Source organism: Bacillus sp. TH13, from assembly GCF_016651175.1.
Lineage (GTDB): Bacteria > Bacillota > Bacilli > Bacillales > Bacillaceae_G > Bacillus_A > Bacillus_A thuringiensis_S.
Window position 1 is genome coordinate 1 of record NZ_JAEKEJ010000014.1, and the last position, 21,814, is coordinate 21,814.

Below are 21,814 nucleotides of genomic sequence, written 5' to 3' on the forward strand. Positions count from 1 at the left end.
TTCATTGACCCCGATTGCTAACTCTTCCAGATAATTATGATTTACAATAGAAACTTTATGATTGAAGTTTCCATTTGCAATATAACGAATTTCTTCTATCATTTTTTTAATACAAGTTTCATAGTAAAGTTTTCTCTCGTGACGATAAAAAATGTAAAGATAGGATGAAAAAATAGAAAATAAAAACAAATAAGAAACAATCATCATCCATAACGACTCTTTAATCCCTTTATACTTTTCATAACCAAAAATTCGAATGAATTCTTTACCAAGTTCGGTTAGAGTAAGTGAACTCTCAATTACACTCGTAACGAGGCGATAAATAATTAATTCAGTAATAGGAGTGAGTGTGATAGCTAATAAGAGCCAAAAAATAAGTTTCCATTTAGGAATATCTTTTAATATATCAAATGCTTCATTTCTCAATTTTATAGCCAACTCCCCAAACAGTATGAATCAATTTTTCTCCATTCATTACTGTTTCAAGTTTATCCCGTAAGTTGCTAATATGGACCATTACCGTCTTATTTGAACCATAACCATCTTCATTCCAAACGCGTTCGAAAATTTCTTCTGAACTAAATACTCTTCCTGTATTACTCGCAAGTAAATATAAAATATCGAATTCAATAGAGGTTAGTTTAATATACTCTCCATTTACTTTAACAGTATGATTATGTTTGTGTATTTCAACAGAGCGAATACGAATAATACCATCTTCATTCTTTTGCGAAGTAGCATTTTGGAAAGATGATCTTCGTAGTAAAGCTTTCACTCTAGCTACTAATTCTAATGGATTGAATGGTTTGATCATATAATCATCGGCACCTGTCATAAGACCTAATATTTTATCCATATCTTCTGCTTTTGCACTAAGCATTAGAATTGGTACAGTATTATTTTCACGTACTTCCTGACAAACTTCTAATCCGTTTCGTTTTGGCATCATAATATCCAAAATCATAAGGTCAACTTCATATGTAGAAACCTTTTGTAATGCTTCATCGCCATCATAAGCTTTATAAATGTTATAGCCTTCATTTCGCAAATAAACAGCAAGTAATTCAACAATTTCTTTATCATCATCAATAATTAATATGTTTTTATTCATTTTGTAGTTCCTTTCCTTACAAATCATCAACATTACTATAATATCAAACATTTATGTACTTGTAGCAATGATTCTGTATAAAATTTCATGTAACGTATTAAAAAGGAGTAAAAAGATTAATAACGAATATAAAATAACAAAGATATTTAAATTCTGCATTATAATGAAAGTTAGTTATAAGGGGGATTTTCTATGTTATATAATGATATATATTCATTTACTCCAACTGGAAAAATAGACAATGATATTAAAGATTTTCTACTAAAATATAATAAAGAGTTTACATATAAACATTCAATTCGTGTGGCAAATGAGGCAAAAAAGATTGCAGAAAAGTTTCACGTAGATAAAGAAAAAGCAGCAATTGCAGGATATTTACATGATATTAGTGGCATTTTTCCGAACGAGGAGCGGATTGCAGTTGCTGAAGAATTTGGGATAGAAATAGTGGAAGCAGAAAGAAAGTTTCCTATGATCATTCATCAAAAACTATCGAGAGTAATCGCAAAAGAAATATTTAAAGTAGAAGATGAAGAAATTTTAAATGCAATTTGTTGCCACACAACGTTGCGTAAACATGCAACGAAGATGGATTTAGTATTATTTGTTGCAGATAAAATAGAATGGGATCAAAAAGGGACACCACCATATTTAATAGAAATAAAAAAAGGATTGGCAAAATCTTTGGAAAAAGCAGCTTTTGTATATATTTCATATTTGTGGGAAAGGAAAGATACATTGAAAGTTATACATCCGTGGCTAGAAGAAGCATACTGGGATTTAAAAGGAATTGTACAGTAGAAAGGACAAGGAAATGCAATTAAAAGAATATATGAATCAAACATTTCCAGGAGTTACATTAGGACCCTACTTATATTCTCAGTGGGGAAATCATTTACATTTTGGTTTCGGAAAAGATAAATATCAAATTGTAGAAGGAACCGACGATTTAAATATGGAATACTTTTCTCAACTATATACATATAATAAATTCTTATTTGAAGACATATTTTCAAAAGAAGATGTAGTGTTTGTAGTGACAAATGTTTATAGATTTAAAAAGGAAAACATAAAAACTCCACAGAAAATAAATGTATACAATAAATATATTAAGAAAAGAGATTTAAGATTTCATATAAGACAAGAAACGTTACCGTTTCTATTTGAAGATGAAGAAGCAGATTTATATTGTACATATCAATTTTCTTTAAAATGTCTTGCGGAAGATATTAAGTATAAATTGCTTATACAAGCTGCTAATCATGAGGATTTTTCTGATTTGTATCCTCGATTTGGACGGAAAAAAGGAATTTCTTATCCAGATGTATTTCTCATAAATGCAACGAAAGATATTGTCATGTTTATGTATGATGATAGAGGATGTGAAGTAATTGCGAAGAATAAAGAAATAATACGAGATTTATATAAGAAATACAAAGAATGGATTCCAGATTATGAACGAGAAAGTATAGATAACTTATTTAAATGACAATAGGGGAAGTGAAGCGTGTAATGAAACGTATTGCAATTGTATCTGCATGGGAACCAGAACTGACGTATTTGCATCAACATTATCCAAGTGAACGTGTTGAAAAAAGAGCAGCTTGGGAATTTCATTTTCATACTATTAATGAGCTGGAAATTATATCAGTTGTTACTGGTGTTGGTAAAGTAAGCTGCGCTAGTTGTGTACAATTGTTAATTAGTGAGTTTCAGCCAGATGAGTTGTTTATGACAGGAATATGCGGAAGTTTATCAAACAAGGTGAAAAACGGTCATATTGTAGTCGCACTAAACGCAATACAACATGATGTTACTGCTGCTGGCTCAGGGGAAGATGTTTTTAATTTATATAACGGTAGAACAGCACCTATTGAAACAACAAAATCACTTGTAAGAAGAATAAAAAAAATACGATCGTATGATCCGATACATTTCGGTACATTTTTATCTGGAGATCAACGTATTCGTAGTTCAGAAATGAGATATTTACTTCATACTGTATACGGAGCATTGGCAGTTGATCAAGAAGTAGCAGCTTTCGCCTATGTGTGTCAAATAAATAAAAAACCATTTCTATGTTTAAAAGCTGCTTCAGATCAAGCAAATGATAAAACGAAAGAAGAACAAAAAATCTTTAAAATGCTAGCATGCGAAAGAGCATGTGAGCATTTAATTGCTTTTTTACGTGTTTATGAGATTAATGTAGTAAATAATAGATAGTTTGTTATAAAACAAATTAATAGTGAGTTATATGTAGGGAAATGTCCGTTCATTTCAAATTAAGAGATAAAATTAATAATAGATGGAATTTATTATATGCTTACATGTTGAGTTTAATACAAGCAATTGGAGGACAATTTTATATGATTCAATATAAAAGGTGTAGTGAAGTAAATATTGATTTAGTATATGAAGCTTTTAAAGAGGGATTTTCAGATTACATTATTAAAATGGAAGTTTCAAAAGGGGATTTTATACACCGTTTTTTTGGGCCAGAGGGTAACTTGCTAGAACATTCTTTTCTTGCTTTAGAAGAAGGCAAATCTGTTGGCGTAATACTTGGTGGTATAAAGGATTATGAAAGTATAAAGACTATGCGCTGCGGAACATTAGCGGTTCATCCTAATTATCGCGGTATTGGTGTGAGTCAAAAATTATTTGAGCTGCATAAAGAAGAGGCACTTCAACATGGATGTAAGCAACTTTTTCTCGAAGTCATTGTAGGGAACGACCGGGCGATTCATTTTTATAATAAGTTGGGCTATGTAAAAGTGTACGATCTTTCTTATTATAATTTAAATGATTTGACTAAAATAATGAATAAAGATTGTAAGGATATTGAAGTAAAACAATTAGAATTTCCAACTTTTAAAGATGAAATTCAGAAATGGTTAAACTTCCATATAAATTGGCAAAATGATGTTGGTTATATCGAACAAACAAATAATGTATTTTATGGTGCATATGTCGATAATGAATTAAAAGGCTCTCTATGTGTAAATGAACAAGGTAAAATTAGTTTTATTTTCGTAGACAAAGATTATAGAAATATTGGTGTTGGGATGACATTATTACAAGTAGCAAGAGAAGAATTACATTTATCAAGTTTATCAATTGGGTTTCCTAACAATAATTTACTGGAGGGTTTTTTAAAGAAATGTAGATTTGAAAAGAATTCTTTAGCACAATATGAAATGTATTTATTACTCTAAGAGCGGAAAGATTTATTCTTTTCGCTTTTTATTTTGCTGTTATGTTGGTAAATGCTCCGTAACTATAATTTATAATGCGAGGGATTTTGTTTATCCTTAAGTTATTTTTTTAATTGTCAATTTCATGCTAATAATTTTCTTTGTATAATATTCTAATTTTATGTAGAATAGATACGATGGGAGAGGATGAAATGAATAATGGATTAAAGTTTAAGATTTTTGAATTGCATTGTCTTGTTCAAAAGACTTATTCTGATATTAAAATAGCGTGTGATATTGCTATTTATCAAGAAAACACTTCTAAATATTTAATTTCATTAGGATTTTTAAATAAATCATATATGACTTATATAGAAGCAAAAAGATTCTATCGCGAAAATGAAGAGCTAATAAGTGTAGAATTTGATAATTTCTTTAGTATGTATGATAAATTAGAAAACGAATTAAAACAAGTTATTTCAACTGAAGATAAAAATCCTTCATTGCTACATAGCAGACTTGATCAGTTTCAGCAGAAAGTTGAAAATATAAATGACCTAATAAAAGTATTGCAAAATGCTCGTTAATGAATGCTTTTTGTATAGAAATTATGTATTAAAAACATTTTAGGGATATTACATATTAAAGAGGTGGCTTTTGTTGATTACAAAAGTCATCTTTTTATGTTAGGAATTGATTGTATATATTTTAGCAGTTTCATATAAATAATAGGAATTTATACGAGGTAAATATCATGGGAAATAAAAAAGAAATAGCTATAGTTGCATTAACAACAGGATTCGTTTTAACAAGTGTAACACCATATGGAGTAGGTCATGCAGAGGAACCTGGTCAAATGCAAGTAGAAATTCAAGAGGATTCGTTCCGTACAGGTGATCTTACACAACCATCACAAAAGGCACCAGAGAATGTAGTGAAAGATGCACTTAAGGAAAATACGGATCATGCTTTGTCTCCAAAACAAGTTAGTGCAGAAACAGGAGTAGATTACAAGGTTCTTCAAAAACGTGGTTCTTATGATGGAACTACACTTGTGCGCATGCAACAAATATATGAAGGAAAAGAAGTGTATGGCCACCAGTTGACTGCTCACGTTGATAAAAAAGGTATTATTAAAAGCATTTCAGGAGCTAGCGCACAAAATTTAACACAAGAAAATTTAAAGAAACCTATTAATTTATCAAAAGAAGAATCGAAACAATATATTTATAAAAAGTACGGAAACGACACTAAATTTATTTCTGAGCCAGAAGTTAAGGCGGTTATTTTTGTTGATGAAAATCATGGGCAGGCTAGCAATGCATATCAAGTTACATTTGCTGCTACAACACCAAATTATGTATCTGGAACTTATTTAGTGAATGCTCATAATGGTGAAATGTTAAAAGATATGGTACAAGAATCAAGTTTGAAAATAAGTGAAGAGTATGTTCAATCCGTTAAGGAAAATAAAACTAGCAATTTCACATCATTAACTGGAACAGGAAAAGATGATTTAGGCGTAACTCGTACATTTGGTATTTCTAAACAGACCAGTGGGAATTATGCGCTTGCTGATTACACAAGAGGACAAGGAATTGAGACATATGATGTAAATTATAGAGATATTACAAATGAAGAAAGTTATTATCCTGGTATACTAGCAACTAGCACTTCAACGACATTTAATGATTCAAAGGCGGTAAGCGCTCATTTCTTAGCAACAAAGGTATATGATTTTTATAAAGAAAAATATAATCGTAATAGTTTTGATAATAAGGGAAAAAAAGTAGTTTCAGTTGTACATGCGTGGGATTCTGGAGGAACAAATGATCCTGAAAATTGGGAGAATGCATTTAGTACTAATATTAATAACATTAGTATGCTTTTATATGGAGATCCTATGGTAAAAGCATTCGATATAGCCGGTCATGAATTTACACATGCAGTTACATCTAGCGAATCTAACCTTGAATTTTCAGGAGAATCTGGGGCGATTAACGAGGCATTATCTGATATTATGGGAACGGCTATAGAGAAATACATAAATAATGGGGAATTTAACTGGACAATAGGAGAACAAACGGGATCGACTTTTCGTAATATGAAAAATCCAACTGCAATTAATTTTTCAGAAGGACTACCGTATCCTGATGATTATAGTAAATATAATGATTTAAATGGAGAGGATTATGGAGGCGTTCATTTTAATTCAAGTATTATTAATAAAGTTGCGTATTTAATTGCACAAGGTGGTACTCATAACGGTGTAAATGTAAATGGTATTGGTGAAGATAAAATGTTTGATATTTTCTATTATGCAAATAATGATGAATTAAACATGACTTCTGATTTCTCTGAATTGAGATTGGCATGTCTTAAAGTGGCAACTAATAAATATGGAATGAACTCAATTGAAGTTCAAGCAGTCCAAAATGCTTTTGATGCTGCAGAAATTATAGAAAAAGTGAAAGAAAACGAAAAAACAGCAGAAAACCAAGCTCCAGAGTTAACTGTACCGTTTACGATTACACTACGTGTAGGTGATACGTTTGATCCAATGAGAAATGTAAAAGCTGTTGATAAAGAAGATGGAGATTTAACAAATAAAGTAAAGCATAAAGGCGATGTAGATACTTCAAAACCAGGTACATACATTGTAGAATACCTGGTTGTTGATTCTCAAGGGAAGACTGCAACGGCTACACAGACTGTAATTGTAGAGGGAAATGGAGAAATATCAGATTTAGAACCTAAATTAACAGTGCCTGTTGAAGCGACAATTCATGTAGGAGATTCATTTGTTCCAATGGAAGAAGTATTAGCTATAGATAAAGAAGACGGTGATCTCACTGCTAAAATCAGAGTTGATGGTGAAGTAGATACAACTAAAGCCGGTACTTACGTATTAACATACACGGTAACAGATTCTAAAGGTCATGAAGTAACGGCGAAGCAAACTGTAACGGTCAAAGTTAGAGAAGAAGTTACAAATGAAAAACCAATACTAAAAGTACCTGCTACAACTTCAATTACTGAGGGTGATCAATTTGATCCGTGGGTAGGAGTATCAGCTACTGATAAAGAGGATCGGGACCTTACTTCTAAAGTAGCGTATGAAGGAACTATAGATATAACTAAAGCTGGTACTTATGAAATATTATATAGTGTTAGAGATTCCGTGGGTAATGAGGTAAATACAATACAAAAAGTATTAGTGAAACATAAAGAAACTAGCAAAGCTAATGGCCTTGCAAATAAGACAATTAAGAATAATATCTCAAACAACAGTAATACCGATAAAAAAGAATATACATATAAGGAGCTTCCAAAGACGGGTGTAAGTACCACTAACAGTGCAGCAATCGGCATATTAATGATTATTACAGGTACAGTACTCACTTTGGTTCGCAAATTTAGAAAGATACAAAAATAATAGTAGGGATTATTCGTTTGAAGAAAAGAGTTCATTATCCAGAAGAAATAAAGTAGAAAGTAAGTAAAATGAAATATGGATTTTTTACTTATTAAGATTTTAGTAGTTAAGCGGTACATTTGACTTCTGTAAAAATTTGCAGTTGGATGTTATTCTGTCTACTGAACTACATTACATAAAAAACACGTTACTATTCTCATTAAAATAAAAGAATAGTAACGTGTTTTTTGATTTGAAAATAGCATGAATTCTATAGTTCATGAATATGGGAGTGCTTCTAATCTGCCATTGATGAGTTACTGAAAACACTTTTTTTAATGGAAGTTTCACTCTAAATGACAACATGAGATTTTCGGTATTTACCAGGTGTTTCATTGGTGAATTTTTTAAAGATTTTAGTAAAATAACTTTGATCGCTAAAATTAAGCGAAGCGCATATGTCTGATAAGGGATAGGTGGTGAAAGTTAATAATTTCTTTGCTTCTTCGATTCGTTCACGTTGAATGTACTCAATTAATGAAATACCGACTTCTTTTTTAAATAATATAGATAAATAATCTGAATTCACATTTGCAAATTTAGCAAGTTGTTTAACAGATATTGGATTGTAAATGTTTTTAAAAATATAGTTTTTGCAAATAGCAATATTTTGTGAATGTTGCTGTGTTTTTTGTGCCTTTACACGGTCTGCAAAGGTACAGAAAGCATTTTTTAATAAATCCCAAACAGATTCTTTGTCTTTTAAATCTTCTGTTCTTTGAATATGTAAATCATAAATTTTGTAAGCAATCCCAGATGGAAGTCCCCCTTTTATCGCATATCTAGTAGCGAGCGTGATGGATGAAATACAAATGTTTTTATGACGTCGTAATTGATGGAATGAAGATAAAGATGAAAGAGTCTCTTGTTGGAATTCGTAATAATATTTGAGTACGGTTTCTTTATCCCCGTTTTCTATAGACCTAAGTAGTTGCTGCTCTATATATAAATTATGATAAATGGATTCGCTTTTTTGCATTGAAATATATACATCTTCGTTTAAGATTCTGCTATGACTTATATGAAGTGAGTCACTATTATTTGAAAAGGTGCTTACATCTGAATTTTTTGTATAGAGAATGTTATAGAACAATATTGCTATATTTATAAAGAAATTTTGATCTTTGACTGACAATGAGAAATAATGGTCTCTTGTTCTTTTATAATTCGGAATAAAATTAAGGTTACTATCCGCTTTACTTGTAGAAAAGTTTACATGTGCCAAGGGCCCGATAATAACAGTACCGTTCACCATATAATCGCTCTTTATGTGAATTAAAATGAAGTGCCCTAGATGTTCGTGAGTTCTGAAGATGGGGGAATTATATGTATCATTTCTTTGAAAAAGCACATGTAACTGTTCTATTTTTGATGTATACAACGAATGTGAATCATTTTTTGATGTGAATTCTAAAAGAATATTTTTGTTACAATCTAAAAAACAAACTGGAATTTCAAAAGATTGGAAAAACACATTGCAAATGTACTCTATCTCAACTAGACTGAGCTTTTTAATCATATTCTTCCTCCTTACAGTTATGCGTAATAGTTAAATAAACATATATTCCTTTTTTCATAAGTAGAAAGGGAAAACCTTTATTAATAAAAAATATAAATAAAAGTTATAAACTTCTAAGAATAATACCATAATTTAACATGGATAGCACATATTATTTGAATATACAGGTAATAGTTTTGGGCAGTAGCGTAAAATATGAATCGTCACACTTATTTGTTGGTTATTACTTATATGTATTAAAAAATGATTAAGATTGGATTTTAAATAGGGATAGGAAGGGAGAAATGAATGGATTGACAGTAAGTGACTAGTCGAAATTAGCAGTGAAAGCTATTATGTAACAAATGTAATGATTCTTGAAGTAGGGATATAAGTAGTAATTTAGGGGAGAAAATTACATATATCATGCGGAGAGACAACGTAATAATAGAAGATAAGAAAAGTGAATAAGTGATTGTAAACAATGGATTGTTGGACGACTATGTTTTATGTTATTCGTTTAAATCTGATACTTGGCACACTATTGCTTTTAAGAAGGTAATAGTAATAAAGAGATTTTTAAAATGATAGAAGTAGTAAAGGGGATAAGAGAAATGAAAAAAATATGTAGTGTGCTTTTAGTGTTTTTCTTAACATTTTCTACATGGTCTAGTGTATTAGTAAAGGCAGATTCACCATCTAAAGGTACTTTAACGATTCATAAGTATGAACAAGAAAAAGATGGAGCGCAGGGACTAGAAGGTGACGGTTCTGCAAATCAAGAGGTGCCAAAAGATGCGAAACCATTAAAAGGTGTAACGTTTGAAGTGAAAAGGGTTGCTTCTTTTGAAAAAATTTCAAACGATGGGAAAATCGTAAAAGAAGACGTGAAACCTGTAATGGGAGCCACTCCAAATCAAGTAGTAACAGATGATAACGGACAAGCTGTATTAAAAGATCTTCCGCTAGGACGTTATGAAGTGAAAGAAGTGGCAGGCCCTCCACATGTTAACTTAAATCCAAATACGTATACAGTGGATATTCCATTAACGAATAAAGAGGGTAAGGTGCTAAACTATGATGTTCACATGTATCCCAAAAATGAGATTAAACGTGGTGCAGTGGATTTAATAAAAACTGGTGTAAATGAAAAAGCATTAGCAGGTGCAGTATTCTCTTTATTTAAAAAAGACGGTACAGAAGTGAAAAAAGAGTTAGCAACAGATGCTAATGGTCATATTCGAGTGCAAGGATTGGAGTATGGAGAATACTATTTCCAAGAAACAAAAGCTCCGAAAGGCTATGTAATAGATCCAACTAAACGTGAGTTTTTTGTTAAGAACTCCGGAACAATTAATGAAGATGGAACTATTACTTCTGGTACAGTAGTTAAATTAGAAGTGAAAAACTATGAAGAACCAACAATTGATAAAAAGATTAACGGAAAATTGGAAGCGTTACCAATCAATCCGTTAACTAATTATAATTATGATATTAAAACATTAATTCCAGAAGACATTAAGGAATACAAAAAATATGTGGTAACAGATACTTTGGATAATCGTTTAGTGATTCAAGGAAAGCCAATCGTGAAAATTGATGGAGCAGAAGTAAATGCAAGCATTGTAGAGGTAGCTATAGAAGGTCAAAAAGTAACAGCTACAGTAAAAGATTTCACAAAATTAGATGGTAAAAAAGAATTTCATTTGCAAATTAAATCTCAAGTAAAAGAAGGAGTACCATCTGGTTCGGAAATTTTAAATACAGCAAAAATACATTTTACAAATAAAAATGATGTAATTGGAGAAAAGGAATCTAAACCTGTAGTTGTTGTTCCAACAACTGGAATAATTGAGTTAACAAAAATTGATGGTGCTAATAAGAATAAATTAAAAGGTGCAGAGTTTGTACTTAAAGATAAAAATGGAAAAATAGTTGTTGTAGCAGGAAAAGAAGTAACAGGTGTATCAGATGAAAATGGTGTTATTAAATGGTCTAACATTCCATATGGAGACTATCAAATTTTTGAAACGAAAGCACCAACATATACAAAAGAAGATGGTACAAAAGCATCGTATCAATTATTAAAAGACCCCATTGATGTAAAGATTAGTGAAAATAATCAAACGGTTAAATTGACGATTGAAAATAATAAAAGTGGATGGATTCTTCCGGTAACGGGTGGCATAGGAACGACTCTTTTTACTGTAATAGGCCTTACGTTAATGGTTACAGTGGCATTTGTTTTCTTTAGAAAAAAGTTTGCTAATAATTAAGATTTTAGGAACATGTAACTATGGGAAAAGGGGAGAAGCAAAATGCTTCCCTCTTTTCGATATTTAAGCATATACAGAGGTGGAAATATGAAACGAAATCTTGTTTTGGGGGGTATTTTTTTATTTGGATTAGGTATTTTTTTATATCCTACTATTAGTAATTGGCTGGCGACTCGTGCACATTATTCTGAGATTAGCTCTTACGATAAGAAGATCAAAGCGCTACAAAAGAAAGAAGTCGAACGTAGGGAAAAAGAAGCAGCCGAATATAATAAACAAGTTCAAACTTCCACGAAAACATTTACTGATCCATTTTCTGAAAAAAAAAGTAATCATCAAGCGTATGCTGATGCGTTAAATTTAGGAGATGTAATGGGATATATTGAAATATCGAAAATTAATATAAAACTGCCAATCTATCAAGGGACCTCTGAGGAAGTATTGAGTCGCGGGATAGGTCATTTAGATTTTTCTTCGCTCCCGGTAGGTGGAGAAAATACGCATACTATTTTAACAGGGCATCGTGGTTTACCATCAGCAAAATTATTTACAGATTTAGATAAGTTGAGTGAAGGAGATCTTTTTTATATTCATTCTTTAGACAAAGTTCTTGCTTATAAAGTAGATCAAATTAAAGTAGTGTTACCATACGAAACGGACGATCTACAAATTGTAGAAAATAAAGATTATACAACTTTAATTACGTGTACGCCTTATGGAGTAAACACCAATAGATTGCTAGTTCGAGGTGAGCGTGTGGAGTTAAACGAGAAAGAAAAACAAAAAGTGAGTACAGAGATATTTATGTTTAATAAGTGGACTGTAATAGTTCCACTCCTATTGTTATGTGTGTTTCTAGTCGCAATTTATAAGAAAAGGTTTACTCGATAGAATGTATTTATCCTGCATTAATGGGCAATGGGACCGGAAATTCAGAGATAAGTAAAGAAGGTATATAGGGGATGAAGTAAATCCTCATTGATAAAAATTTTATTTTATTCGACTATAGAAAAAATACGGTAAAGGTGGGAACAAAGGAATTGAGGCTACGATTAAAGCTGGTAATTATTCATTTTATTGTTTTGTTAATGTTAAGTGTAAGTTTTGTCGTATATGTACCAAAAGAAGCATATGGATCCACGACAAACTTAGAAGGTCTAGGTGATATATCGCGTTATAATGCTGTTGTTTTTGGTAACCATAAAGCAGTAGGTGGCGACATTGAAGGAGCAATTGCAGTTCAAGGTGACATGGATGCATCTGGGTATACGATTGTAGGTGCTGCAGCGGGAACATCTAATATAGTAGGTGAAAAATGGGTTGATGAGGGATATCCGTCTTTGTTATTGTCTGGAAAATTTAAGAAATCAAGAGAAGAATCTTTTATCATTCAAAACGGAATAGTCGTAATGACAAAAGAGAGTGATCCAGATCGCATCATACAATCTTCTTATGATCGTATCGTTTATAAAGAAAAACTAGAAATTGACGCGAAATTTAATGAATTTCGCAATATAGTAAACCAAGTCAGTAAAAATGCAGGTCAATATAAAACGAATACCCCAATTCCAAATATGAGTCATGGAATCGGAAAAGATATAAACAATCCTAATATTTATGTTTCATCAGAATTGACAGGGAAAATTAATTTAGATATAAGAGATGTATTTTTACCGAGTGCTAAGGACAAAGATTTTATTGTAATGTATTCGGATGCGATAGAGGTTACATTTAAAAATGGGGCTATTCTATATGACAAGAACAATATTGGAAGGGCTACGGACATAATTCCCACATCACAACCCTATTCTCCTAATTCACCATTTACTGAGCTATACAGTAAAATGATTTGGGTTTTTCCTAATGCGAAAAAGATCACAACAGAAGGATATGGTGTTGTTGGAAGTGTGTTTGCTCCCAATGCTGTATTAGAAACAAAAGGCGGTTCGATTAATGGACAAGCATTTGTTGGTGCGGTACAACAAACTGGTGGATTTGAGTTTCACAATTTTAAATTTAACTGGAAACATTGGAACAAGCCTAGTACAGGAAAAGTAAAAATAAAAAAGGTTGATAGTAATAATGATAATAAAAAATTGGTGGGAGCAAAGTTTAAAATTGAAGATTTAAATGGGAAAATAGTTGGAGAACTAGTAACAAATGAAGAAGGAGAAGCGATATCAAAAGACTTACCAATAGGAAACTATACTTTAGTGGAAAAAGAAGCACCTAAAGGTTACGAATTATCAAAAGATAAAATAGCTGTAAAAGTAGAGAAAGATGCAGAAGTAGAAATTAAAATAGGAAATAAGAAATTGCCAGATCCAATGGGAAAAATGAAGCTTGTGAAAGTAGACATAAGTGATAAAAATAAAAAGCTAGCAGGAGCAAAGTTTAAAATTGAAGATTTAAATGGGAAAATAGTTGGAGAACTAGTAACAAATGAAGAAGGAGAGGTAATATCAAAAGACTTACCAATAGGAAACTATACCTTAGTGGAAGTAGAAGCACCTAAAGGTTACGAATTATTAAAAGATAAAATAACTGTAAAAATAGAAAAAGATGCAGAAGTAGAAATTAAAATAGGAAATAAGAAATTGCCAGATCCAATGGGGAAAATGAAGCTTGTGAAAGTAGACATAAGTGATAAAAATAAAAAACTAGCAGGGGCAAAGTTTCATATAGAAGATGCAAAAGGAAAAGTAGTTGGAGAGTTAATAACAGATGAAAAAGGAGAAATGATATCAAAGGACTTACCAATAGGAAACTATACCCTAGTGGAAATAGAGGCACCTAAAGGTTATGAATTATTAAAAGATAAAATAGCTGTAAAAATAGAAAAAGATACAGTAGTAGAAATTAAAATAGAAAATAAGAAATTGCCAGATCCGACTGGGCAATTTGAAATTGAAAAAGTTGATGATAAGGATAGTGAATTAAAGCTAAAAGGCGCTGTATTTCAAGTGTTAGATAAAGAAGGGAAAGAAGTTAGTAGATTAATAACGGATGAAAAAGGAAAGGTAATTTCCAACCAATTAGCAATTGGAAAGTATACGATTAAAGAAATAAAAGCACCGAACGGATACATGTTACTTAGAGATCCAATAGAAATAGAAATTACAGAAGCAGTAAAGACACAAAAAATAACAGTGAAAAATGCGAAGAATAATTGGGGAATTCCTAATACTGGTGGGAGCGGAACAACAATTTTTTACGTAATTGGTATTATGCTAATGTTTGGTGTGCTATATTTCTGTAAGAAAAATCGTATATTATGAACTAATTTTATAGAGTTAGACAGATTGTTGCGTTAGAGAGTTTTTAGGGCATGAGTTCGGTATTGTACTGGACTCATGTTACTACATTTGTTGAAGGAGGAAGGATAATAGTAAACATAGAATATATTAATGAATTAAAATGTTTAAGAGGTGAACATGGTGGCAATAAAACAAGACGAAATTAAAGTAGTTGTCGGAGCTGGAGTGTTTAATAATAATCCAGGCTGGATTCAAACGCAAGAAGATGAACTTAACTTACTAGATAAAGCTACGTGGGAAGAAAGATTTGAATACAACTCTATTTCAGCTATTTTAGCTGAGCATGTATGGGAACACCTTACTTTTGAAGAAGGTGTAAGAGCAGCTGAAATCTGTTATGAATTTTTAAAACCATCTGGTCATATTCGGTGCGGAGTCCCTGATGCATTCTTTCAGGATGAGGTATATCAAAATATAGTTCAAATAGGGGGACCCGGTCCGAAAGATCATCCAGCAGCAAGTCATAAAATCGTTCATAATTATAAAACATTAACGAAAATGTTTGAAACTGCTGGATTCGAGGTAGTTTTACTTGAATATTGTGATGAAAATGGTCAGTTTTATTACAACGAATGGGATGCAAACGACGGTGTTATTTTCCGTTCGAAAAGGTATGATTCTAGAAATAAAGGCGATAAACTTGGTTTTCCATCGCTAATTGTCGATGCGATTAAGCGCTAATCATTCAACCAAAAAAGGAGTTAATCCTATGATTTCATAAGTCGCAAATGCGGCTTTTTTATTTGTACGTAAATCTATATTTAATTTTCAATACTATATAACTCGATTTAGAAAATATTTAAGTTTTTCTCAGCGTCATTCACTTTAAATTAACACTTCGTTGACATAAATATTTATTTTATATTTATATTCGTGTAAAATGAAATGAGAACATATATTCTATATAAGGAGGCAATCAAAATGATAGCTGAAATTGGGAAACTAACTGGTGGATATATTGTAAAATTTGAACGCGAATTTCCATATACGGTAGAGGAAGTTTGGTCTGTATTAACAGAAAACAGTAAGCTGAAAAAATGGATGTCCAATTTACAGATTGAAAGCCTTAAAACTGGTGGAATAATAAAGTTCGACATGATGGACGGTTCATTCATAAACATTGATATTTTAGAGTGTCAACTAAACTCAGTACTTGAATTTACTTGGGATAAAGACCGTGTCCGATTTGAAATACATAAAGAGGAAAATAGTACTCTTTTATTCCTTAAAGAGTACATTAATGAATTAACAGATCATACACCGAGAGATATAGCTGGTTGGCATATTTGTTTAAATCTTTTTTCTTACGTTTTAGAAGGAGAAGAGAAAGAATTTTCTAAAGATGAATGGCAACAGTGGTTTGAAATATACAAGGATAAGATTCATGAAGTAAGAGGATAATTGCATAATAGGTAATATTCATTATGTAATTATTATATTTTAAAAATGCTTTTGTGAATAAATAAGAATAGAGGTTAATATGAAAGTAAATCAATTAATTGCTAATAACATAAATAAATTAGATGCAACTATACCGTTTAATAAATCGTTTGGAATTGCTGGGTTATCTGGATCGGGTAAAACAACTTTTTGCCAAACAATTGGTGAAGAGTCAAAAAAACGATTAGTTTCTTTATTACCAAAGGCTGAATATCAATATTTATTTCCTAACATTATGGAAACAAATTTTAGTGCTATTAAGATGGAAGAAATGCCATTAGTACTTTTTCTAGGAAAATCATCGATTTCGTCTAATCCGCGTTCAACGATTGGTACTCATACTGGTGTTTTTACAGAGGTTCGGGAAAAACTTGCTGAGGTATTTAATCTTTCTCCAGAGGTCTTTTCATTTAATAATCAATTAGGCTGGTGTACTGGTTGTAAAGGCCGTGGTACTACAAAAAATGTTGAGTGTAAAAAATGTAAGGGAAAACGTTATAGTGAAGAAATTGAACAACATGAAATTGATTTGTTGGAAAAGCCACATTCAATCTCAAATATTAATGATTTAAGTATTGAATCTATTCTTTCACTAGCAAAAGAGTTAAATATTAGTGAAGAAAAACAGCATATACTGCAAAATATTATTAATATGAACATTGGTTATTTAACATTAAATCGAATTATGGGTACGTTATCAGGTGGAGAGTTAACACGACTTTATTTGGCCGAATTCATGGCAGTAAGTGAAAATGCTGTAATTATTATTGATGAGATTTCAGTTGGACTTGATCAGGAAACTTTATTACAAATTTTAGAAGAGATTAAACGATTAGGGTGTAAAAATCAAATTTGGCTTATTGATCATTCAGATACGGTACTAGATACAACTGATGAGCAATTGTTCTTTGGACCTGGTAGCGGAAAATATGGCGGGAAAATTGTGAAAGAATCACCAAGACCACAGTCAATACTGTGGGATCGAAATAAAGAAATACCAACAGAATATTATACATTCTATGATTTATATTGCCGTAATATCCAAATGGCGGAGTTTCAAATTCCTAAAAACAGATTTGTAACGGTTACAGGAGAATCAGGATGTGGGAAATCTACACTTGTCAATGAATGTCTAGCTACAGATTTCTTGAAACGATATCCAAAAGATAAATTAGTTATGGTGGGACAAGACCGAAATCAATCAATTACAAGTCGATCAACTGTAGCAACTTTCCTAGATATTAAAAAGAAACTCACAAAGTATAGTGAAGACATTGATGATATTTTTGAGCGCTCGATTGAGGATATTATTGATGAACTTCCAAATGAAGATATCGCTTATAAACGTTTGAGCCTACTAATTAAATTAGGGCTTGGCTATTTAACATTAGAGAGAAAAACACAAACATTATCGACAGGTGAGTTTCAATGTGTTCATTTAGTTTCAGAATTATTTGCAAACACTAGAAATCCACATACATTATTCATTTTTGATGAGCCTTCAAAAGGTTTATCACAAAATATTTTAAATCAATTTATCGATAGTATTAGAGGTATTCTGCAAGATGAATCAGTTTCAATCATTATGATTGAGCATAATCGTTACATGTTAGAAAGCTCTGATTATATAGTTGATTTTGGAAAAAGGCAGAATGAATCTGTAGAGCATTTGGATGTTGTTAATCATGAGGATTACTATCGTCAAAAAAGTAATGTGAATAGCACAGAGAAAATATACATCTCTTCAATGCTTACGCAGAAAAAAGGAGTTCACTATTTAGAAGGGAATCATATTAACTATTTTAAAAATGCCGAAAACGTTTATAAGGGCGGTATTTTAAAAAGTTTATCATCAATGGCTAGGTTAATTTATGGTGAATATGAATCTGATACAATCGCACCTGTTATTGCTATTGATCTTGAAAGACATTTATATAGTCAATATAGTTTCTTATATGAGATTGGTGGATTAATTAATCATATTGTAGCTGCTCATCCAATTAATAAAGATACGAGAAGTTTTGATTTCTATTCACAGGACAATCATTGTCCATCTTGTTCTGGACGTCTTCAAATTGAAGTTTTTGATAAAGATATTGCCATTCAAGATAAAAGTGTTCCATTTTGGGATGGGCTATTCGATCAAGAAATCATGAAGGTATTAAAATTTTATCAGCATGAAAAAATAGAATTTCTATTCGAAGAAATAAAAAATGAGCTTGGTCACGATTTGTCAAAGAGCTATAATGATATGTCAGAAGAAGAAAAGCATACGTTTTGGTACGGATATTTTGAAAAATCATTTTATGATAAAAAAGGAAAGACACGCAGAACATGGGTAGGGTTTAATACAATTATTGGTGGATATATTGTTATTTCAAAAGCACCTATTAAAGAAGAAATTAAAAGTTCAAAAAAAATGATGAAATGTCCAATTTGCGAGGGGACGGTTTTAAATCATCATAAACCACTTAAATTTGGTAACGTAGATATTCGTGAAATAATTAATCAGCCTATTAATGAAGTATTGAAAACAGTTGGTGATTTACCGGCACTTGTTAAATTGAAGTCTATTGTTGGTGGCGATATGGTATTGACAGAAGATGTTTCTTTATTGCCAAGAAAAGCACAAGTTGCATTGAAAATGTTTGAATTAGAACAAGCAAGCTTTTCAAACTATGAAATGGTGTTACAAAATGTTTTACCATTCTGGGGTGAAATAAAAGGAAATATCGAATCCATTAGTGTTAATAATCAAGTAACTGTTTGTGATTTCCCTAATGTTTATGAAACGAGAGAAAACATTATAGATAAGTATTTCACAAATGGTAAATATAAAAAACTTACGTATGTATACGAAGCGTTTGGATACAAAAAATTAGTTACCCAAATTAATAAAATTAAAAAAAGTAATCCATGTCCATTTTGTAAAGGTAAGAAAGTGATAACCGAAGATAATCTACATGATGGTGTCTTTAAACTAACAATTCCATGTGTAACTTGTAATGCAAGTGGTATTAATGACGAAGGGTTAAAAGAAGTTGTCGAGGGCGTGGATGTACAAACGTGGTTAACTGGAAAAGTAAGTGATGTTGTGAATGAAAGCTTATTAACAGAAGCTGTTGGGCAAATACCAATTTTTAATCGTATTCGTGAGTTGGATAAACGAGATATGATGGCGGTTTATGAATGTCTTGAGAAAAATAACTAGTGATGATTTTGTCAATTGCAGTAGTCATAAAAACAGGAATATGGGTTTTTAATTATATAAATATAACATGTTAAATTGTTATTTAAATCGTTAAAAACAGTTGACCCTCACATAATGTCATTGTTTATGATGAAGTTGAGCTTCAAAGTAGATGTAATTTATAGGAGGAAATCATGTTTAAAATAGGGGATTTTTCTAAACTATCTTCCATTAGCATACGTATGTTGAGACACTACGATAAAGTGGAATTATTACAACCAGTAAAAGTCGATGAGCAGAGTGGATATCGATTTTATTCAGCTGACCAATTAAAAAAGGTAAATCAAATTCAAACATTAAAAGCTATGGGGTTTAATATTGCTACCATCAAAGAAATAATAGAATGCGATAATATAGATAGCATAAAAGAGCAATTTTTAAATCGTAGTGCTCAAATTAAAGAAGACATGAATAACCTCCAAAAACAATTACGTCTCCTCGAAGACTCAATGAAAACGATGAGAGAGGATGTTGTTGAGATGAATTATCATGTTTCAATAAAAGAAATTCCAGAAAGAACTGTAGCTAGTGTTAGAAAGATTATTCCATCGTATAATTGCGAAGGTGATTTATGGAGTATATTAATGCAAGAAATTCAAATGAAAAATATTAGTATTGCCCAACCGAGTTATAGTATTGCGGTTTTCCATGATCGTGAATACAAAGAAAATGATGTAGATATAGAAATACAGCTAAGTATTCTAGGTAAGCACGAAAATACAAAAGACGTTACATTTAAAAATATGAAATCAACCAATGTAGCTTCTATAACAGTTAATGGAAGTTATGAACAGATGACAGCTGTAAATGAAGCTGCGGCAAAATGGATTGAGACAGAGGGTTACAAATTAGCAGGCTCGATGTTTAATATTTATCATGTGAGCCCAGCGATGGAATCGGATCCTAATAAGTGGGTTACAGAAGTTTGTTATCCAGTTAAATGATGATAAAGAAAAAAGGCATTATTTATATGCCTTTTTTCTTTGTAAACTTATCCGTAAATCTCAAGACAAATTACTTCTAGATTCGATTCGTCAACTACTAGCACAATTTTATTTGCAAATGTACAAAATGAGCGGATTGTAATGAATCATCTAAAAACCAACCAGTTGGTACTAAAGTAATGTAATCATCTATTTGGAAATTTCAGCAATGTTTAAATGAGCAACAAAAGCCATCGTAACAAGGGGCTTTTGTCTTAAATAATTTAATGATATGTGTACCCTCCATCTGGAAATAATACATTACCCGTAGTAAAACTATTTTGCATTAAATATAGAACAGTATGTGCAATTTCATTATTATGGCCAGGCCTTTTTACAAGAGAAAGAGATTTATAAGATTAATAAGCAGCTAGTCTATTTTCGTTTTGTTCATTCTCTCTTTGTATCGTTCCAGGAGAAACAACATTAACTCTTTTAGGAGCTAATTCAACAGCTAAAGCTTTCCCTAAACTTTCAATAGCCCCATTGCAAGCTCCATAAGCAGGTGCCCCTTTAAGTGGTCTTTGACTAAATGCACCAGACATTAATACAATCGATCCAGAGTTTGAAAGAAAAGGAATTGCATATTTTACGGCATAATATTGAGGCCAAAACTTTCCGATGAAGCTACTTTCAGCAATTTCCTCTGTAGAGGTAATCGGTCCAAGTGTGTAAGAGGCTCCCGGTGTGAATAAATGATTAAAGTTCCCAACTATCTTGAAAAAATTTTGTAATTGCTCTTTATTTTGATTATCCAATATATAAGTTTGAAGATGATTGTTATTTATTACTTCTCGAGCAACTTTTAATTTTTCTTCCGAGCGTCCGGCAATAATAACATGTGCGCCTTGTTTAATTGCTTGTGTTGCTGTTGCTAATCCAATACCAGAACTCCCGCCAATAATAACGATACGACTATCTTTTAATGTAGTAATAGACATATTTTAGCCACTCCTTTAATAAAAAATTTAGAATATAACTAACTGTGCTATGCTTTTATTATTCGCTAAAAGGGAGCAAGTGAAAAGTACGCACTTTATATGTACATAGTCGCAAATTTCGTACTAATCGCTATACATGCGGATAAGTAATAGGAAAAATTTCTAAATATGGTTTATCCCGCATTAACGGGCAGTAAAACTCTCACCTCAAAGTTAGGAAAATGCAAGGAAGTTAGGTAAGAGATCAATTGCCCGTAAAAGCCCGATTGGTTCAACTAATAATCAGTGTGGGATGAACAAAACCCCCACTTATTAAAGTTTCACTTTAT

Annotated in this window: 15 protein-coding genes and 2 pseudogenes; 13 read left to right on the forward strand and 4 right to left on the reverse strand. The window is 31.5% G+C overall.

The window, feature by feature from the left end:
- Positions 1–426: pseudogene (locus JFU02_RS03795) on the reverse strand (sensor histidine kinase); the annotation flags it as partial.
- Positions 416–1,111 (reverse strand): response regulator transcription factor, encoded by a 696-nt coding sequence (locus JFU02_RS03800; protein ID WP_001038809.1) that lies wholly within the window; start codon positions 1,109–1,111, stop codon positions 416–418. The gene JFU02_RS03800 and the pseudogene JFU02_RS03795, both read right to left, overlap by 11 nt.
- A 192-nt stretch (positions 1,112–1,303) precedes the next feature.
- Here JFU02_RS03800 and yqeK point away from each other — a divergent pair, with 192 nt between their 5' ends.
- The 6 genes from yqeK (at position 1,304) to JFU02_RS03830 (ending at position 7,741) form a co-directional block, all read left to right on the forward strand.
- Positions 1,304–1,912 (forward strand): bis(5'-nucleosyl)-tetraphosphatase (symmetrical) YqeK, encoded by a 609-nt coding sequence (gene yqeK, locus JFU02_RS03805; protein WP_098867171.1) that lies wholly within the window; start codon positions 1,304–1,306, stop codon positions 1,910–1,912.
- A 13-nt stretch (positions 1,913–1,925) separates the two neighbouring features.
- Entirely contained in the window at positions 1,926–2,600 is a 675-nt protein-coding gene (locus tag JFU02_RS03810; RefSeq protein WP_142337876.1) for a DUF3885 domain-containing protein, read from the forward strand.
- Positions 2,597–3,334, forward strand: coding sequence for a 5'-methylthioadenosine/S-adenosylhomocysteine nucleosidase (gene mtnN, locus JFU02_RS03815; protein WP_000151939.1), 738 nt, complete (start codon positions 2,597–2,599; stop codon positions 3,332–3,334). The genes JFU02_RS03810 and mtnN overlap by 4 nt, the downstream gene beginning before the upstream one ends.
- 143 nt (positions 3,335–3,477) lie before the next feature.
- A complete protein-coding gene (locus tag JFU02_RS03820; RefSeq protein WP_098867172.1) occupies positions 3,478–4,326 on the forward strand; it encodes a GNAT family N-acetyltransferase in 849 nt (282 codons plus the stop codon).
- A gap of 191 nt (positions 4,327–4,517) precedes the next feature.
- Positions 4,518–4,892 carry a hypothetical protein gene (locus JFU02_RS03825; RefSeq protein ID WP_001059021.1) on the forward strand — a complete coding sequence of 125 codons (375 nt, stop codon included), beginning with the start codon at positions 4,518–4,520 and terminating at the stop codon, positions 4,890–4,892.
- Between the two features lie 167 nt (positions 4,893–5,059).
- A complete protein-coding gene (locus JFU02_RS03830; protein ID WP_201069917.1) occupies positions 5,060–7,741 on the forward strand; it encodes a M4 family metallopeptidase in 2,682 nt (893 codons plus the stop codon).
- A gap of 331 nt (positions 7,742–8,072) precedes the next feature.
- Here JFU02_RS03830 and JFU02_RS03835 read toward each other — a convergent pair whose 3' ends face one another.
- Complete coding sequence (locus tag JFU02_RS03835; protein ID WP_142337877.1) at positions 8,073–9,299, reverse strand: helix-turn-helix domain-containing protein; 1,227 nt, start codon at positions 9,297–9,299, stop codon at positions 8,073–8,075.
- A 593-nt stretch (positions 9,300–9,892) separates the two neighbouring features.
- On the opposite strand from JFU02_RS03835, the gene JFU02_RS03840 reads away from it, so the two are divergent.
- The 7 genes from JFU02_RS03840 to JFU02_RS03870 all read left to right on the forward strand — a co-directional run bounded on the left by JFU02_RS03840 (position 9,893) and on the right by JFU02_RS03870 (position 20,505).
- Complete coding sequence (locus tag JFU02_RS03840) at positions 9,893–11,554, forward strand: SpaA isopeptide-forming pilin-related protein (protein ID WP_086406304.1); 1,662 nt, start codon at positions 9,893–9,895, stop codon at positions 11,552–11,554.
- Between the two features lie 87 nt (positions 11,555–11,641).
- Complete coding sequence (locus JFU02_RS03845) at positions 11,642–12,445, forward strand: class C sortase (protein ID WP_201069920.1); 804 nt, start codon at positions 11,642–11,644, stop codon at positions 12,443–12,445.
- A 149-nt stretch (positions 12,446–12,594) separates the two neighbouring features.
- A complete protein-coding gene (locus JFU02_RS03850) occupies positions 12,595–14,832 on the forward strand; it encodes a SpaA isopeptide-forming pilin-related protein (protein WP_086406185.1) in 2,238 nt (745 codons plus the stop codon).
- A 156-nt stretch (positions 14,833–14,988) separates the two neighbouring features.
- On the forward strand, positions 14,989–15,552 hold the full coding sequence (locus tag JFU02_RS03855) for a class I SAM-dependent methyltransferase (protein WP_000225725.1): 564 nt from the start codon (positions 14,989–14,991) through the stop codon (positions 15,550–15,552).
- A gap of 240 nt (positions 15,553–15,792) precedes the next feature.
- Entirely contained in the window at positions 15,793–16,272 is a 480-nt protein-coding gene (locus tag JFU02_RS03860; RefSeq protein ID WP_000559852.1) for an SRPBCC family protein, read from the forward strand.
- A 79-nt stretch (positions 16,273–16,351) separates the two neighbouring features.
- Positions 16,352–19,522, forward strand: coding sequence for an ATP-binding cassette domain-containing protein (locus JFU02_RS03865; protein ID WP_086406186.1), 3,171 nt, complete (start codon positions 16,352–16,354; stop codon positions 19,520–19,522).
- 173 nt (positions 19,523–19,695) lie between these two features.
- The gene (locus JFU02_RS03870; RefSeq protein WP_098867174.1) at positions 19,696–20,505 is read left to right on the forward strand and encodes a MerR family transcriptional regulator; all 810 of its coding nucleotides are present in this window, start codon (positions 19,696–19,698) and stop codon (positions 20,503–20,505) included.
- Between the two features lie 263 nt (positions 20,506–20,768).
- On the opposite strand, the pseudogene JFU02_RS03875 reads toward JFU02_RS03870, so the two are convergent.
- Positions 20,769–21,485, reverse strand: a pseudogene (locus JFU02_RS03875) (SDR family oxidoreductase).
- Positions 21,486–21,814 lie beyond the last annotated feature (329 nt).